Here is a 17,270-nt window from a genome sequence, read left to right as displayed (position 1 = left end):
TAATTATGGATTTATCGAATATCAATACGATACGGGCAATTCTTTCCCGACACGGGTTTACGTTCAGCAAAAAGCTGGGGCAGAATTTTCTGATTAACCCCACTGTCTGTCCGCGCATGGCAGAGGCCTGCGGGGCGGGGGCAGGTACCGGCGTTTTAGAGGTTGGCCCCGGCATTGGCGTTTTAACCACAGAGCTTGCCGCAAGAGCCGAAAAAGTCTGCGCAGTGGAATTGGACAGCCGCCTGCTTCCGGTGCTGTCAGAAACGCTTGCAGAGCACCATAATGTGCATGTTGTGCAGGGAGATGTAATGGAACTTGACCTGCACACGCTGCTGGAGCAGGAATTCGGCGGTCTGAAAATTGCGGTCTGCGCCAATTTGCCGTACTACATCACTTCGCCGGTCATCATGAAGCTGCTGCAGGACAGGCTTCCTGTGGATTCGCTTACGGTTATGGTACAGAAAGAAGCCGCTGAACGGCTCTGTGCTGAACCCGGCACCCGTGCGTGCGGCGCGGTCAGCGCCGCCGTGTGGTATTACGCTGAGCCGGAACTTCTGTTTCCGGTGGGCCGCGGCAGCTTTCTGCCAAGCCCCAATGTGGATTCCGCGGTGATTCAGCTGCGGGTGCGGCAGAAACCGCCCGTCGAAGTAGCCAACGAAGCTTTTTTCTTCCGTGTGGTAAAGGCAGCATTCGGACAGCGCCGCAAAGCCGCCGCCAATTCCATTTCCGCCGGACTGTCCGTACCAAAAAGCAGTGTGCAGGCAGCTTTGCAGTCGCTGTCCCTGCCGGAAAAGCTTCGTGCGGAGCAGTTCACACTCGAACAATTCGCAGAGCTCAGCAATGCGCTGTATTCTGCCTGAACAACCCGAAATTTGACTGGAGGTGCATCCCTGTGTTAGAATTTTCAGATGGCAAAATGTCCGAAATCTTTTTCTGTATTTCCTTTGCGTGTACATTGATTGCAATGGTGTTCAGCCCGCTGAATCAGGACAACTGGTCAATCGCCGCAGCGGCGGTCGCGGTTGTCACCGCGCTGGGCGGCATCTACCTTGCATTTCAGGCGTGGAAAGAACCGTTGCCGGAGGACGAGCCGCCGGCTCCGCCTGCGGCAGAAGCACATGCCGCCGAGGATACTTCAGCTAAAGAATAAAATAAGCATATAGGAAAAGGAGCCCCGCAGGCCAACGCACCTGTGGGGCTCCTTTTTGTATGAAATTTACACTTTCCTGTAAGAGCAGTCACTTGCGGCGTGGCTTCGCCCGCCGCAGGCAACGCCGTTGTAAACTGTGTTTACCCTATTTAAGGGCTTTTCGGTCAAGCAACAAGGCCGCAGGCTTCGCCCGCACCTACCGCCCTTGAAAGGGCGGGCGGAACTTTTACTGCAAAGATTCGCAAACCAAGTCGCCCATTTCCGTGCAGGACAGAGTCGGCAGGTTTTCCGCCGCAATGTCACAGGTACGGCCTTTTTTCAGCGCCGCGGAAACTGCCGCTTCGATTGCGTCCGCCGCCTTTGGCTGGTCAAGGGAATACCGCAGCAGCATTGCGCCGGAAAGGATGGTTGCCAGCGGATTTGCTTTTCCGGTTCCTGCAATGTCCGGTGCGGAACCGTGAATCGGCTCGTAAAGACCGGATTTGCCTGCACTCAGGCTCGCGGATGCCAGCATTCCGATGGAACCGGAAATCATGCTTGCTTCATCAGAAAGAATATCGCCGAACATATTGGAAGTCACAATGACATCGAACTGGCGCGGATTGCGCACCAGCTGCATGGCGCAGTTGTCCACATACATATAGGACACTTCAACTTCGGGGAAGTCTTTGCTTATGCGCTCAACTGTCGCGCGCCACAGGCGGGAGGATTCCAGCACATTTGCCTTATCCACACTGCACAGCTTTTTGCTGCGCTTCATTGCCATGTCAAATGCGACACGCACAATGCGCTCAATTTCCGTTACAGAATATTTTTCAGTATCATAGGCTGCTTCCACACCATTTTCGGTGTAGCGGCCGCGCTCGCCAAAGTAAATGCCGCCGGTCAATTCACGGACAATCAGGATATTCAGATTGTCGCCGATAATCTCATCTTTTAGTGGGGATGCGCTGCGCAGTTCCGGGAAAATGACTGCCGGACGCAAATTTGCAAACAGACCGAGCGCCGCGCGGATACCGAGCAGACCTTTTTCCGGACGGTTTGCACCGGGCTGACTGTCCCACTTCGGGCCGCCCACCGCGCCCAGCAGTGTGCTGTCAGCCGCTTTGCAGGTGTCAACTGTTTTCTGCGGCAGCGGAACGCCTGTGGCGTCAATCGCCGCGCCGCCCAGCAGTTCGTTTTGAAAATCAAATTCGAAGCCGAATTTTTCCCCGGCCTTGGTCAGAACTTTCATGGCCTGTTCTACGATTTCCGGTCCAATGCCGTCGCCCTTTAAAACTGCAATTTTGTATGTCTGCATTTTTGTCCCTCCTAAATAATACGTGAAACCGCTCAATTCCTTTTTCGTATTGCAAAGAAGTGCTTATTTTGCTGCACGATTAATTGCGCAGATGATTCCCTTAATTGATGCCATGCTGATGTTGCTGTCAATTCCCACGCCAAAGGCGTCCTTCCCCTGCGGGTCTTTCAGGTGAATATAGGAAACCGCCTTGCTGTCCGCACCACGGGAGATGGCATGTTCCTGATACGCCACAAATGTATAATCTTTGATATTGACCTGCTCCAGTGCACGGAAGAACGCGTCAATCGGGCCGTTGCCCACCGCGCTGACCTTGTGATCTTCGTGACGGAAGCGCAGGTTTCCCTCAAAATGCACCGCTGTGCCGCCCTCAGCATTTTCCGCTTCCTCGTCCTCATTTTCTTCATAAAGCTTATAGGCTTTCAGATTGTACGGAAAGTTTACTTCTAGGTATTCTTTGCTGAACAGGTTGTAAACTTCCTGCGGCATCAATTCGCGGCCCGCTTCGTCGCAGGCAGCCTTGACCACCGTGCCGAATTCCGGATGCATTGCTTTCGGCAGCTGGAAACCGAAAGCCTGCTGCATCACAAAAGCCGCGCCGCCCTTGCCGGACTGGCTGTTGATGCGAATAATCGGCTCGTACTCGCGGCCAACATCTGCTGGGTCAATCGGCAGATACGGAACCTCCCAGAATGGGCTTTCGTGGGTCTTCATGTAGTCCACACCTTTTTTAATCGCGTCCTGATGAGAACCGGAAAATGCCGTAAACACAAGGTCGCCCGCATAAGGCTGGCGCGGCGGAACTTTCATGCTGGTGCAGCGCTCATAAACATCCCGCACATGATGGATATTGGAAAAATCGAGCTGCGGATCAACGCCCTGTGAATACATATTCATTGCAAGTGTAACAATATCCACGTTGCCGGTGCGCTCGCCATTGCCGAAAAGTGTTCCCTCCACACGTTCCGCACCTGCCAGCAGGGAAAGTTCTGTTGCCGCCACACCGGTACCGCGGTCATTGTGCGGATGCACACTGATAATTGCGTTTTTGCGTCCCTTAATGTTGCGAATGCAGTACTCAATCTGGTCGGCAAAGGTGTTCGGCGTACACATTTCCACCGTGTCCGGCAGGTTGAGGATCACCTTGTTTTCAGGCGTTGCGCCCAGCGCGTCCAGCACCTTGTCACAAATCAGCACAGCGTTTTCCATTTCGGTGCCGCTGAAGCTTTCCGGTGAATATTCGTAGCGAATGTTCATGCCGGTCTCGGCGATTTCCTTTTCCGTCAGTTCACGAATCAGCTTTGCAGCCTCCACCGCAATGTCCACAATGCCGTCCATTTCCTTTTTGAAAACGACTTTGCGCTGCAGTGTGGAAGTGGAATTGTAAAAATGCACGATTACGTTTTTCGCGCCGTGGATCGCGTCAAACGTCTTGCGAATCAGGTGTTCGCGCGCCTGCACCAGCACCTGAATGGTCACATCCTCCGGAATCAGGTCGCGCTCAATCAGTGCGCGGCAGATTTCGTACTCGGTTTCGGAAGCCGAGGGAAAACCGATTTCAATTTCTTTAAAACCAACGTCGACCAGCAGCTTGAAGAAATCCAGTTTTTCTTCCAGATTCATTGGGTCGATCAGCGCCTGGTTGCCGTCGCGCAAGTCCACACTGCACCACACAGGCGGTGCAGTTATGGTTTTTTGCGGCCAGGTTCGGTCCGGCAGAGTAATCTGCTGAAAGGGAATGTACTTTTTGCAGCCATTGTTCATTGTCATCAAGCTCTCCTTTTCTACAGTTGCATCGTCGGCGTATTCGCAGGGCGTTCACACAGGGGACTTTACCAAAATATAATAAAAAAAGCCCCAGACACAGACTAATCTGTGTCTGGGGCGAAATTTCATATTCGCGGTACCACCCAGTGTTCGGCTTCCTCAAAGGAAGCCCTCAGCGGCCTCGTCCAAAACGGAGAAGGCACCGGCAAGTAACGCTGCCGAAACGTCCGCCCTTACTTTGATTTCAGGGACGGCGGCTCAGGGATGAGCTATGCGCAGACACTGCCGCACCGGCTCGCACCACCCGCCGGCTCTCTGTAACAGCACACATCTGCCTTATTCCCGTCATTGCCTTGTCAACGATTGATTTTTATTCATGATAGCACAAGCGCGGCCGCTATGTCAAGGCTCTTTTTAGCCAATCGCCCTTTTGTCCAGATTTTCAGGTGTCAGCATCGTCTGCAGGGCTGCTGTGTCCTCGGTGCTCAAAACTGCGCAGCGGTTCTTTGTGGGATTGAACAGCACCCACCGGCTGTCTTGTTTGTAAACATAGCAGGTAAAGTCCCGCAGTGCCTGCCCCTGATGCTCTCCCGAAATTTCGTAGTCCTTTGCATTGACATCGGCAATCAGCCCATCCTGCTCGCGGTCAAAACACTGGCGCTCCAGAAACGTGCGAAGCGGGCGGTCGTCCTGCCCCTGAAAAGTTGCAATTTTCCACTGCCCGTAAAACACCCGTACCAACTCATTGTTGTACCGCGTAAAGTGAAAAAACGCAAGAATTATCACCAGCAGCGCAAGAATCACACCGCACACTGCCACTATTGCTTTTTTCTTCTTTGCATTCTGTTTCACAAGCAGCACCTCTAAGGGGCATCGTTTCCTGCCAATTTGAACTGTTCACTCTGTTCCTTTTACAACACTTTACATCATAACATATACCCCAAAAGGGTTCAACTATATTTTTCATATTAATATAATAATTGGTATTTATTCTTTGTATGAACTTTGTACTTTGTTTTCTCCCGCGTGTTCTTTTTCCTCTTTGCTGTACGCCCGGCTGGCGGCTTCGCGTGCAACGTCCAGCACCACACGCTCAGTCTGCTCCTGCTGTGTCTGCTCCTCGCGCGGGGGAATGGTTTCGTACACCTCCGCCACCATGGAGCGCATCCACAGGCCGGGCGTGATGCGCAGAGAATAGCCGCAGCCTGGTTGGGTCATCCAGTCGTAAAACTGCGCGCGCGGCAGGCCGTATGCCGCCAGAATTGCCATCATGGAACCGCCGTGCAGAATGGCCGCCGCGCTGTGAATGTCCTGCCGCAGCATACCGTCCACCATGTGCTCAAATGCCGCACAAGTGCGCTGCATGAACCAGCCGCCGTTTTCGCCGCCGGGCGGTGTCACCTGCTTGCCGCCCTCCATCCACGCGGCAAAGTCCGGGTCTTCCTTGGCAAGCTGTGCCGCGGTTTTGTTTTCCCATTCGCCGAAGTCTGTTTCGCGAAAGTCTGTAATCACCTGCGGTGTCAGCTCCGGATAAAGGATTTTCGCCGTCTGCAGGCAGCGGTGCATGGGGCTGGAGTAGCACACCTGCGCGGCAGGGTACGGGTGTTGTTTTTTCTGCTCTTTCAGCAGTTCTTTGCCCTGCTCACAGAGGGAAATATCTGTACTTCCAATGTAGCGGCCCTCCAAATTTCCGTCTGTAAGGCCGTGCCGGATGAGATGAATGAGATATGACTGCATGATATAGCTCCTTTTGTAATGGTGCAACACAATATCTAGTAGTTTACAACTTGTTAATTTTGGTTTATACTTTACATTACGTTAATTTGCTCGAATTTGCTCGAATCATAGAATTGTAACCGGGAGGGACAGGATTGAACAGCCATTTTCCGCGCATCATCACGCTGCTGCGCAAGGAACGCGGACTTAGCCAGAAGGCTGTTGCAGAGAGCCTCGGGGTTTCGCAGGCACTGCTTTCCCACTATGAAAAGGGCATTCGGGAATGCGGCCTTGATTTTGTTGTCAAGATAGCCGATTTTTATGATGTTTCCTGTGATTATCTGCTTGGGCGCACACCGCACCCTTCCGGTGCAACAGTGAAGATTTCGCAGCCCGCTGCCATCTCGCGTTCTGCGCAGGAAACTCTGGGGCAGACTCTGCTCATCAATTCACTTTCTGTTTTGTACTCTATTTTGGGCAACTGTGGAAATGAGGACATTACCAACGAAACCTCCGCGTATCTGTTCTGTGAAGTATACCGTGTGTTCCGTATTTTGTACTCTGCAAATTCCAAAAATCCGCAGGGAATGTTCTCCGTGCGGGAAAAGCTTGCCGGCAGCCGCGCAGTCGCAAGCTCGGAAGTCGCGCTTTCCAACGTACACTGCCTGCTCACCGGTGAAGATATCGATAATTTGAAAGGGCTGCTAAAAAATGCCGCGCCGTCTTTAAGTCCGGAAAAGCTGACAACTTCTTACCCCACACTGGTTTCCTCCCTGTTCACCCTGATTCAGCAGGCAGAACTGCGCATGGGTGTTCCTACGGGCGCGGCAGAGAAGCCAAAAAAGAAGGGGTAAAGGAAGCATAGCCTTTTCTCATATACGGCAGGTTGAACACCGCTGCCGGGTCCTTGGAGCTTTCCATGACCATATGGCACAGTTCTTCATAAAGCTTGCTGCGGTAATAAACATCATAATCTCCCTGTACCCACGCACGTGTCGTGTAGTCGATATAAACGACACCCTGCTCCATCAGGGTACGCAGCGCTTCCCCGCGTTCTTTCACCAGTTCCATGCTGTCCGCGAGGGCCTCAATGCGGACATAATTTAAAGCAATACTGCACAAGTCCGGCTGGCCTTCCCGATGCAGTTCAAAACGCACAATGGGAAAACGGCGGCTTTGGGTCATGCTGCAGAGGACTTCTTTTTGGGCAGATGTATATGTCATGAAAATTCTCCTTGTCATTTGAATGATTCCAGTATAAACGAATTTTGCAGTTCTTGCAATGCAGGAATCAAAAAACAGGACAGCGTTCCGTCCATCCGGCGGAACTCGCTGTCCTGTTTTACTATGCTCTTTACAATTATTCTTTCAGCATATCTCGGTACATCCGAATATATTCATTTGCGGATTTGCCCCAGCTCATGTCGCAGTGCATGGCTCGCTCCACCAGAATATTCCAGCCTTCCTTGTCACTGTAACCCGCCAGCGCACGGCGAACTGCATTGTCCATATCGCCGCTGTCATAAGTATGGAATGTAAAACCATTGCCCACACCATCGCCGCTGTCCTGAATTGAATCTTTCAAACCGCCGGTTTCGCGCACAATGGGAATGGTGCCGTAGCGCAGTGCTATCATCTGCGAAAGGCCGCACGGTTCGCTCTTACTCGGCATCAGGAAGATGTCCGCACCAGCGTAAATCTTTCTGGAAAGCTCCGGCACAAAGCCATGGCACGCGCACAGCCGTCCCGGGTAGCGGTTCTGCATATCCTGAAAGAACTTTTCATATTCCCAGTCGCCGCTGCCCAAAACCACAAACTGCATGTTGGTTTCCTGCATCAGGTGGTCCAGGTCCTCTTTTACCAAGTCCAGCCCCTTATGGGAAACCAAGCGAGTCACCATGCCTACCAGCGGCACTTCCGCATCCTGCGCAAGGCCAAGGCGCTCCTGCAGAGCGCGTTTGTTTTCTGCCTTGCCGGAAAGGTCCTCCGCTGTGTAGTTTGCAAAAATATCCTTATCGGTTTCCGGGTTGTAAGCTTCCGTATCGATGCCGTTCAGGATGCCGGAAAGCTTCCACTCGCGCTGTTTCAGGATACCGTCCAGACCGTGCGAATACCACGGGTCAAGAATTTCTTTGGCATAAGTCGGGCTGACCGTTGTTACACGGTTCGCAGTTTCGACTGCGCCCTTGAGCATATTGACACAGTCATCATACTCCAGAATCGGCAGGTCGCTCTTGGGAATTCCCAGAACATCCTCCACCAGTTCTTTGCCGTATTTTCCCTGATACTGAATATTGTGAATGGTCATCACGGTCTTAATGCCGCGGTACCAGTCGTTGTTTGCATAAAAGATGCTGTAGTAAATTGGCACCATGGCGGTCTGCCAGTCGTTGCAGTGAATGATATCCGGCTTAAAGTCGAGGTAGGGCAGCATTTCCAACGCTGCGCGGGAAAGGAACGCAAAGCGCTCCGCATCGTCATAGTGGCCGTACAGCCCCTTGCGCTTAAAGTAATACTGATTGTCGATCAAGTAATAAATCACGCCGCCCCAGCGCGCTTCAAACACGCCGCAGTACTGGCGCCGCCATGCCACCGGCACGGACAGACTGGTGACGAACTTCATGGTATCCCGCAATTCCTGGGGGATTTCCTCATACAGCGGCATGACTACGCGGCAGCCGATTAAACGCTGACGCAGTGCCTGCGGCAGAGAACCAGCCACATCTGCCAGTCCGCCGGTCGCGGCAAACGGCCGCGCTTCACTTGTGCAATATAAGATCTTCATGAAAAATCATCCCTTCCATTTTTATCTGCCGGCTGTGCCGGTTTCTTCTGGTGGTCAAACCACGCTGCCCTTGTTGATGAACACCGGATAGGACTGAAAGCCCATCAACGAGCGCTCATCTTTAATAATGATATCCTTATCCATAATGACATAGTCCAGCTTGCAATCCTGGCCAACCTTGCTGTCCTGCATAATCACACAGTTGCTGACTTTAGAGTTCTTGCCAATATGCACGCCGCGGAACAGCACACAGTTTTCCACGGTGCCTTCAATAATGCAGCCGTCTGCAATCAGGCTGTTGGCTACTTCGCTGCCAAGGCCGTAGCGGGTAGGCATATCATCACGCACCTTCGTGTAAATTGGGCGGTCCGATGTGAACAGTTCACTGCGCACCTTGGGCTGCATCAGTGCCATATTGGATTCAAAGTAATCGTTCATGCTGCAAATTGAGCGGATAAAGCCCTTAAATTCATAACCGTTAAACCGGTAATTGGGAATGTTGCGCTGAATAAAGTCCCGTTCAAAGTGGTAAAGGTTGCGGCTGACACAGTCGGAAACCAGTTTCATCAGCAGTTCTCTGCCGATTATCATCATGGGCAGACCGTAGTTGCAGGCACCATCCTCATTCGGCTGAATCAGAGCATCCCGCACCATACCGTCAGGGTCAACCTCATAGGCAACCGGTGCGGCGTACTTTTCCGGAATGTGTCCGTATTGGTATGCAACTGTAATATCCGCGCCGCTCTCAATGTGAGAGGCCAAAATCTTTTTGCAGTCAATATTGCACACATAGTCGCTGTCCGTCAGAAACACATACTCCTCATTTGAGTGGGAAAGAAAACGCATAATGGACGCAAGGGACTCAATGCGGCTGTTATTTTCCGCATTGCCGTTAGAAAACGGCGGAAGAATGAACAAACCTTCACGCTTGCGTGAAAGATCCCACGCTTTTCCGGAACCAAGGTGGTCCATCAGGGACTGATAGTTGCTTTTTGTAATCACACCGACTTTGTTGATACCGGAGTTTACCATATTGGAAAGTGCAAAGTCAATCAAACGGTAGCGGCCGCCGAACGGCACGCTGCCCATGGTACGTGTTTCTGTCAGTTCCCGAATCTTCTCGTCGTGCATATTCGAAAAAATAATGCCAAGCACATTATTTGCGTTCATTGCTTCTGTGCCTCCTCTGCCATTGTTTCTGCGTCCACCATTGCTTTTGGCGGCACAATCATTCCCGGCTTGATTACACAGTCGCTGCCAACCACGGCAACGCCCCAGTCGTCCTTGTTTTCCATGTCCTCCGGGCGCTGGCCGACCACCGCGTTTTTGCCGATAACGGAGTTTTCTGCAACGATTGCGTACTGCACCACCGCGCCCTCCTCAATGCGTGTGCCGGGCATAATAATAGAGTCACGTACCACGGCACCCGGCGCAATGTACACGCCGGAGAAGAGAACAGCAAAGTCAATTTCTCCATATACATTTGCACCCTCTGCCACCAGTGAATTCTGCACTTTTGCATCCTTGGAAATGTAGTGCGGAGGCATTACCGGGTTGCGGCAGTAGATTTTCCAAGTATCCTCAGACAAATCCAGCGGCACGTTGGGGTTGAGCAGATCCATATTGGATTCCCACAGGCTTTCCACTGTGCCAACGTCCTTCCAGTAGCCCTCAAAGGGATAAGCAAACATGCGCTCGCCGGACTCCAGCATGGCGGGCAAAACGTCATGGCCAAAGTCATTGCTGCTCTTCGGCGTAGCCTCATCCTCCTCCAGATACTTTTTCAGCTTGCTCCAGGTAAAGACGTAGATGCCCATGCTTGCCTTGTTGCTCTTTGGCTTTTTGGGCTTCTCATCAAATTCGTAAATCGAATCGTCCTCGTTGGTGTTCAGGATACCAAAGCGCGGCGCTTCCGCCATTGGGACTTCTATCACCGCAATCGTGCAATCCGCATTTTTCTCCTTGTGGTACGCAACCATCTTGGAGTAATCCATTTTGTAAATATGATCACCGGAAAGGATGACAACATACTCCGGGCTGTAGCGCTCTATGTATGGAATATTTTGGTAAATAGCATTAGCGGTTCCCTTGTACCAGTCAGACTTGCGGCTGCGCTGATACGGCGGAAGCACACGCACACCCGCGTTCATGCTGTCCAAATCCCATGGCTGGCCGGAACCAATATATTCGTTCAGTTCCAGTGGCTGGTACTGTGTGAGCACACCAACTGTTTCAATACCTGAATTGACACAGTTTGAAAGTGGGAAATCAATGATGCGGTATTTGCCGCCGTATGGGACTGCCGGCTTTGCCAGCTTTTTTGTCAGCACCCCAAGCCGACTTCCCTGGCCTCCTGCCAGGATCATCGCCACAACTTCTTGTTTAGGCAACATGGTTTAGTTCCTCCTTAGAATATACTCTTCTGCTTTGGCAAATTTTTTGCACTTTTTATTGTAATGACACCGGTACTTGTTTTACCGGCGCTCTTGCTGCTTCTTTTGGCAAATCTGGTTTTTGCGCCGCCCTTTGGGAGCAGCTTTTCTGCTTTGTGTTTCAGATAAATTGTAGAAAGCGGCGGCAGACGCAGGTTTATGGACTGCTCCATACCATGCATGGGAAACTCTTTCTCGCTGATAATATTGCTGCCATTTTCAATGCCGCTGCCGCCAAAGCGGCTCCAGTCTGTCGAGAAAACTTCCTCATAAGCGCCGTCATACGGCACACCGATTCGGTACTGTTCGCGCTCGACCGGAACGAAGTTGCAGACTATAATGATCTCATCCTTTTCTTTGTTGAAACGACGGAAAACAATCACACTCTGTTCGCAGTCATCGCTGCTGATCCACGAAAAGCCATCCCAGTTAAAATCAATTTCCCACAATGGCGAATTTTCCAAATAGAAATGGTTGATTTCCTTAAAAAAGCGATGCTGTGCAGCATGCTGCGGATACTGCAGCAGCAGCCAGTCCAGCTCCTGCTCATAGTTCCACTCAATAAACTGCCCCAGCTCCGTTCCCATAAACAGCAGCTTCTTTCCGGGATGTGCCATCATATAACCCAGAAACGCACGTACGCCGGCAAACTTTTGCTCTGCGGTTCCGGGCATTTTATTCATCAAGGAACACTTGCCGTGCACAACTTCATCATGGGAAATCGGTAAAACAAAATTTTCCGCAAAAGCATAAAAAAATGAAAACGTGATGTCATTCTGATTATACTTTCTGCCAAGCGGGTCCAGCGCCATGTAATGCATCATGTCGTTCATCCAGCCCATGTTCCACTTGTAGTTGAACCCTAAGCCGCCCATATAGGTCGGCTTACTGACCATCGGCCAGCTGGTGGATTCCTCCGCAATCATCATGGCCGTTGGGAAGCGGGCAAAGACTGCTTCATTCAGCTTCTGCAGAAACGTGATGGCCTCCAGATTTTCACGGCCGCCGTCCTTGTTCGGCACCCACTCGCCGGCTTTCCGGCTGTAATCCAAGTACAGCATAGAAGCAACCGCGTCCACGCGAATACCATCAATATGGTACTTTTTAAGCCAAAAGACTGCACTTGAAATCAGGAAACACATGACCTCCGGCCTGCCGTAGTCAAACACAAGCGTACCCCAGTCTTTATGTTCCCCCTTGCGCGGGTCTGCATATTCATAACAGGGTGTCCCGTCAAACCTGGCAAGCCCAAAAGCATCTTTGGGAAAATGTGCAGGCACCCAGTCCATAATGACACCAATGCCGGCTTCATGGCACACATCTACAAAATGCATGAATTGTTTTGGTGTTCCGTAGCGCGAAGTGGGAGCAAAGTAGCCGGTCACCTGATAACCCCAGGAACCATCAAACGGATATTCGGTTACCGGCATAATTTCAATGTGCGTGTAACCCATTTCCTTTACATACGGCACCAGTTCCTCCGCCAGCTTGTCATAACTGAATACGTTGCCGTCCTGATACCGACGCCAAGAACCAAGATGCATTTCATAAATATTGACCGGATGGTCATAATGCTCCTGCTGTTCCTTGTGTTTCTGCCAAGCTGTATCACTCCAGTGAAATCCGGTAATATCATAATATTTACTGGAAGTACCGGGGCGGGTATCGTAAAAGTAGGCATATGGGTCACTTTTCTGGACTTGGCTGCCGTCAGCAGCTGTCACACAGAACTGATAGCGCTCGTACTCCTTCAGTGGGAAAGGAAGCCACGCTTCCCACACGCCTGCGCTTACCTTTTCCATCGGACATCGCATTGGATCCCATTCGTTGAAATCGCCAACCACGGAAACAGTCTTTGCATTTGGCGCCCACACGCGAAAGACAGTCTGTGTTTTTCCATTGATTTGCCCACAGTGTACGCCCATATATTCATAAGCCTGTACATTCGTTCCCTGATGGAACAGGTATAGTGGCAGACTGTCCCTTTGTGTTTCGCTTTTTTGCATATGTATCAGCTCCTTCAGGTGTGGGAATTTAGTAATGTTTTATAATGTAATAATACCACAAAAACGAGGAATTTCAATACTTTTATGAAAATATTGCAGAAGTTGTCCCAATAAAGAGCTGTTATTTTGTTTACTTTGTTACAAAATCCACTCATTTTCAGCCCTAATGAAGTTTCGCATAGCTACTAGTATACCGCAGGGAGATGAAAAATGCGGTCATTTTTCGTAAAATGTATTAAAAAAGCAAAAAAATAATAAAAATTTTTCAAGTTCAAATGAAATTTCCGCATATATAAATATGAAAAACACCCCCGAAAATTTGGCAGAACCAAAATTTTCAGGGGTGCTCCATTGCTTTATGCTTACTTATCTGTTACAGACAAGATTACAGTTCAGCAAAATATTTAATTGTACGAACCATCTGGCTGGTGTAGGAATTCTCGTTATCGTACCAAGAAACAACCTGTACCTGATAGGTGTCGTCGTCAATCTTAGTAACCATTGTCTGAGTAGCATCAAACAGGGAACCGTACTTCATGCCGATAACATCGGAGGAAACAATCAGGTCCTCGTTGTAGCCAAAGGACTCGGAAGCAGCAGCCTTCATAGCAGCGTTGATGGATTCCTTTGTAACGTCCTTACCCTTAACAACAGCAACCAGAATTGTTGTGGAACCTGTCGGCACAGGAACGCGCTGTGCGGAGCCGATCAGTTTGCCCAGCAGTTCCGGAATAACCAAGCCGATTGCCTTAGCAGCACCAGTGGTGTTCGGAACAATGTTCTGTGCGCCGGCACGTGCACGGCGAAGGTCGCCCTTACGCTGCGGGCCGTCCAGAATCATCTGGTCGCCGGTATAAGCATGAACAGTTGTCATGATACCGGAAACGATCGGATAAGTGTTGTTCAGGGTGTTGGCCATAGGAGCCAAGCAGTTGGTTGTGCAGGAAGCAGCAGAAATAACCTGATCGTTCTTGTCCAGAGTCTTCTCGTTAACGGAGTAAACAATGGTCTTCAGGTCGTTGCCGGCAGGAGCGGAGATAACAACCTTCTTTGCACCAGCCTGGATGTGAGCCATGGACTTCTCTTTGGAGGTGTAGAAGCCTGTGCACTCCAGAACAACGTCAATGCCAAGCTTGCCCCACGGGCAATCCTTTGCATCTTTAATTGCATAGATGGTAATCTTCTTACCGTCAACAACAATGTAATCCTCGCCGGCTTCAACTGTATGCTTGTTCTCACCAATCTTGCCGCAGAAAGAACCCTGGGCAGTGTCATACTTCAGCAGGTGAGCCAGCATTGCAGGGCTTGTCAAATCGTTGATTGCGACGACTTCATAACCCTCTGCTTCGAACATCTGACGGAAAGCCAGACGGCCGATACGACCAAAACCATTGATTGCTACCTTAACTGACATTTTAATATCCTCCTTGAAAATAAAAATAAACGAATTCAAATACAGCCTCAAGCGGCTAAATCTATTATATTATTTAAGCAGTCAATTTACAAGTGCTTGTTTCATTTTTAACAAAAAATAACGAAAGAAAGCACGAATTACGCGGCTGCAGGCTTTAAAAGGCAGAATTCAGTACAGCTTTTTATGCGAATAGAAATAGCATTTTGCATTGTATCGCTGACCAAGATACTGTACCAGCACACGTTCCAGCCGTTTTTCCATCTCGCTCTGCGAAAGCGGGCGCCGGTCTTCACGGGAAGCGATGACCGGACGGTTGCCCCGCTGCAGATGCACCGACAGCGCCGGTGCATCTTTCATGACAACCGGACGCACCTCCGGTTCTTCTTCATCTTCCGTTTCACCGGTCAGTTCTTCGCGGGTCATTGGGCGGACAGTACAAAGCGAAATCATTACATATGCAGAAAGCACCAGCAGTACCCACAGCAGACCGGGCGGGTAAGCAGCAGCAGAAACGGAACCGATCTTCGGCAAAACTGACACCACGCAGAACGTTACCGCACCAAATCCAAGTCCAAACAGCCGTCCGCGTGACACCCGCCGCACCTGCGCAGCCATCTGCGCCAGCGACTGCAGCGTCAGCAGCAGAAAAATAAGCGAACCGGTACGCAGAATGTTTTCCAGATTCACCGCTTCCGAAACATTGATGCGGAACTGCAGCACCAGCTCTGCGCAGCACCACAGCGCCGGAATCAGCGCCAGCATGGGATGGGCAGCAAAATAATTCTGTCCATCCGCCGCAAAAAGGCAGCCCTGCAGGCACAGCATCAGTCCCGCCGCAACCGCAAGGATGGTGCAGATACCTGTAGTATACGGGAACAGACCGGTTTTATTCCACGCCTGATAGACGATTGTAATTCCTGTCAGCAGGATACCGGCTGCAATGTAAGCAATACTCAGCACTCTGCCGCTGAACGGCAGGCGCACCATGGTGTGGTCAGTGCGGCATGCAAAGAAACAAACCGCCACACCCACCGCCAGTACGGCACAGAGCAGGATGCTCATGGTTCCAAAGGTTTCTGCCGCAGTGAGTGCAACCAGACGCAGCCCCAGCGATGCAGCCAGCGTAACGCCAAACACAGCCCATGCTAGTTTTGATTTCATGTAGAAAGGACACTCCTATCGTTCGTCAATGGGGATGTAGGGCTTGGATTTCGACAGGGAGCGGTATGCCGGGCGCATAATGCGCTTGGCAGTTTCAATTTCTTCAATGCGGTGTGCACACCAGCCCGCCATGCGGGAAACCGCAAACAGCGGTGTGTAAAGGTCCGTTGGAATATTCAGCATTTCGTACACCAAGCCGGAGTAAAAGTCCACATTGGCACTAATCACTTTGGTGTCGCCGTGAACTTCTTCAAAGACCTTCGGTGCCAGCTTTTCAACCAGCTCGAACAATTCAAACTTTTCCTTCATGCCGTCGTGTGCAGGTGCCAGCTTTTCCGCTTCACTTTTTAGGATAACCGCACGCGGGTCGGACAGGGTGTAAACCGCGTGACCCATGCCGTAAATCAAGCCGGAATGATCCCCTACCTCTTTGTTTACAATTTTAACAAGATAATCATATACTTTTTTCTCGCTGCCCCAGTCGTCCACATGCTGCATCAGGTCGCGCATCATCATCATGACGCGGTGGTTGGCGCCGCCGTGCTTGGGGCCTTTCAGGGAGCCGATACCCGCTGCAATGGCAGAATAAATATCCGTTCCCGTGGAGGAAAGCACACGCACTGCAAAAGTGGAGTTGTTGCCGCCGCTGTGCTCTGCGTGCAGCATCATACACAGATCCAGCAGATGAGCTTCGTCATGTGTGAACTTGCGGTCCGGGCGGATCGCGTCCAAAATGGATTCTGCAATGGACTGGCTGGGATTCACCGGATGGAAGAACATACTCTGTTTGTCAAAGCGCCGGCGCTTCACCTGATAGGCGTAGGTCATAATTGCCGGCAGCTGCGCAATCAGCTGGAAAGACTGCCGCATACTGTTTTCCAGTGAAATATCGTCCGGATTTTCATCATAAGAATAGAGTGCCAGCACGGAACGCGCCAGCTTATTCATAATATTGCGCGATGGTGCCTTCAAAATCATGTCTTCTGCAAAGTTTTCCGGCAGTTCACGGTAAAAGCTGAGCACCGCATGCAGTTTTTCCAGCTGTGCGCTGACAGGCAGTTTGCCAAACAGCAGCAGCCATACAACTTCTTCATAGCCAAAGCGGTCTGCCTTGCGGCAGCCCTCCACAATATCCGCAACATCAATGCCGCGGTAGGTCAAAATGCCTTTGTCCGGTACGCGCTCACTGTCGTTAATTAGGTAGCCATGCACATTACTGATTTGGGTAAGCCCTGCCAGAACTCCGGTGCCGTCGGGATTCCGCAGTCCCCGTTTCACACCGTACAAATCAAACTTTGCCATTGGGATCTGGTTGTTTTCGCGGAATTCACTGCAAAGATCCTGCAGTTCCTTGGAAACCCGTATCGTGCTGTCTTCTTTCTGTTCCAATGTAATCCCCCTCTTAACCTTGTATGAAACGTGCTGCAAACTTACGAAACTTAAGTATTCTTAAACTATAAGTTTACAGCAGCACCGCCTTAAAGTCAAGAGTTTAGCCGCTTTGTGTGCATATTGGCACACAATTTCCTGCATTTTTCT

At 50.8% G+C, this 17,270-nt stretch carries 15 protein-coding genes and 1 other annotated feature; of the genes, 3 read left to right on the top strand and 12 right to left on the bottom strand.

The features are described from left to right. Positions 1-2 precede the first annotated feature (2 nt). Both rsmA and H6X83_RS00975 read left to right on the top strand, forming a co-directional pair. Positions 3-860: a 16S rRNA (adenine(1518)-N(6)/adenine(1519)-N(6))-dimethyltransferase RsmA gene (rsmA, locus tag H6X83_RS00980; RefSeq protein WP_212508448.1), complete on the top strand. Its 858-nt coding sequence runs from the start codon at positions 3-5 to the stop codon at positions 858-860. A gap of 32 nt (positions 861-892) precedes the next feature. After that, positions 893-1,150: a hypothetical protein gene (locus H6X83_RS00975; protein WP_212507336.1), complete on the top strand. Its 258-nt coding sequence runs from the start codon at positions 893-895 to the stop codon at positions 1,148-1,150. A 226-nt stretch (positions 1,151-1,376) separates the two neighbouring features. On the opposite strand, the gene leuB is transcribed toward H6X83_RS00975, so the two are convergent. From leuB to H6X83_RS00955, 4 genes are all read right to left on the bottom strand, one after another. Further along, positions 1,377-2,450: a 3-isopropylmalate dehydrogenase gene (gene leuB / locus H6X83_RS00970; protein ID WP_212507335.1), complete on the bottom strand. Its 1,074-nt coding sequence runs from the start codon at positions 2,448-2,450 to the stop codon at positions 1,377-1,379. Positions 2,451-2,513: 63 nt separating this feature from the next. Then, a complete protein-coding gene (gene leuA / locus H6X83_RS00965) occupies positions 2,514-4,214 on the bottom strand; it encodes a 2-isopropylmalate synthase (protein ID WP_212508447.1) in 1,701 nt (566 codons plus the stop codon). Between the two features lie 113 nt (positions 4,215-4,327). Next, positions 4,328-4,575 (bottom strand) — a binding site (T-box leader). Positions 4,576-4,631: 56 nt separating this feature from the next. Continuing rightward, positions 4,632-5,069 carry a hypothetical protein gene (locus H6X83_RS00960; protein WP_212507334.1) on the bottom strand — a complete coding sequence of 146 codons (438 nt, stop codon included), beginning with the start codon at positions 5,067-5,069 and terminating at the stop codon, positions 4,632-4,634. 135 nt (positions 5,070-5,204) lie between these two features. After that, a complete protein-coding gene (locus H6X83_RS00955) occupies positions 5,205-5,954 on the bottom strand; it encodes a histidine phosphatase family protein (RefSeq protein ID WP_212507333.1) in 750 nt (249 codons plus the stop codon). Positions 5,955-6,088: 134 nt separating this feature from the next. On the opposite strand from H6X83_RS00955, the gene H6X83_RS00950 reads away from it, so the two are divergent. Beyond that, complete coding sequence (locus tag H6X83_RS00950) at positions 6,089-6,787, top strand: helix-turn-helix domain-containing protein (protein WP_212507332.1); 699 nt, start codon at positions 6,089-6,091, stop codon at positions 6,785-6,787. Here H6X83_RS00950 and H6X83_RS00945 read toward each other — a convergent pair. The 8 genes from H6X83_RS00945 to H6X83_RS00910 all read right to left on the bottom strand — a co-directional run bounded on the left by H6X83_RS00945 (position 6,750) and on the right by H6X83_RS00910 (position 17,120). Then, positions 6,750-7,157: a hypothetical protein gene (locus tag H6X83_RS00945; RefSeq protein WP_212507331.1), complete on the bottom strand. Its 408-nt coding sequence runs from the start codon at positions 7,155-7,157 to the stop codon at positions 6,750-6,752. The two genes, H6X83_RS00950 and H6X83_RS00945, sit on opposite strands and share 38 nt — an antisense overlap. A gap of 136 nt (positions 7,158-7,293) precedes the next feature. Further along, positions 7,294-8,718 (bottom strand): glycogen synthase GlgA, encoded by a 1,425-nt coding sequence (glgA, locus tag H6X83_RS00940; protein WP_212507330.1) that lies wholly within the window; start codon positions 8,716-8,718, stop codon positions 7,294-7,296. A gap of 54 nt (positions 8,719-8,772) precedes the next feature. Next, positions 8,773-9,888 (bottom strand): glucose-1-phosphate adenylyltransferase subunit GlgD, encoded by a 1,116-nt coding sequence (gene glgD, locus H6X83_RS00935; protein ID WP_212507329.1) that lies wholly within the window; start codon positions 9,886-9,888, stop codon positions 8,773-8,775. After that, positions 9,885-11,111 (bottom strand): glucose-1-phosphate adenylyltransferase, encoded by a 1,227-nt coding sequence (locus tag H6X83_RS00930; protein ID WP_212507328.1) that lies wholly within the window; start codon positions 11,109-11,111, stop codon positions 9,885-9,887. Before H6X83_RS00930 ends, glgD begins: the two co-directional genes overlap by 4 nt. Positions 11,112-11,125: 14 nt before the next feature. Further along, on the bottom strand, positions 11,126-13,156 hold the full coding sequence (gene glgB, locus H6X83_RS00925) for a 1,4-alpha-glucan branching protein GlgB (RefSeq protein ID WP_212507327.1): 2,031 nt from the start codon (positions 13,154-13,156) through the stop codon (positions 11,126-11,128). Positions 13,157-13,541: 385 nt separating this feature from the next. Further along, a complete protein-coding gene (gene gap / locus H6X83_RS00920) occupies positions 13,542-14,570 on the bottom strand; it encodes a type I glyceraldehyde-3-phosphate dehydrogenase (RefSeq protein ID WP_212507326.1) in 1,029 nt (342 codons plus the stop codon). 168 nt (positions 14,571-14,738) lie between these two features. Then, positions 14,739-15,731, bottom strand: coding sequence for a hypothetical protein (locus H6X83_RS00915; protein WP_212507325.1), 993 nt, complete (start codon positions 15,729-15,731; stop codon positions 14,739-14,741). 15 nt (positions 15,732-15,746) lie between these two features. Next, positions 15,747-17,120: a citrate synthase gene (locus H6X83_RS00910; RefSeq protein ID WP_246419406.1), complete on the bottom strand. Its 1,374-nt coding sequence runs from the start codon at positions 17,118-17,120 to the stop codon at positions 15,747-15,749. Positions 17,121-17,270 lie beyond the last annotated feature (150 nt).

It is taken from the genome of Caproicibacterium amylolyticum, assembly GCF_014467055.1.
Taxonomy (GTDB): Bacteria; Bacillota; Clostridia; order Oscillospirales; family Acutalibacteraceae; genus Caproicibacterium; species Caproicibacterium amylolyticum.
Note: the sequence above shows the minus strand (reverse complement) of the source record. Positions and strands in the feature narration are given on the sequence as shown.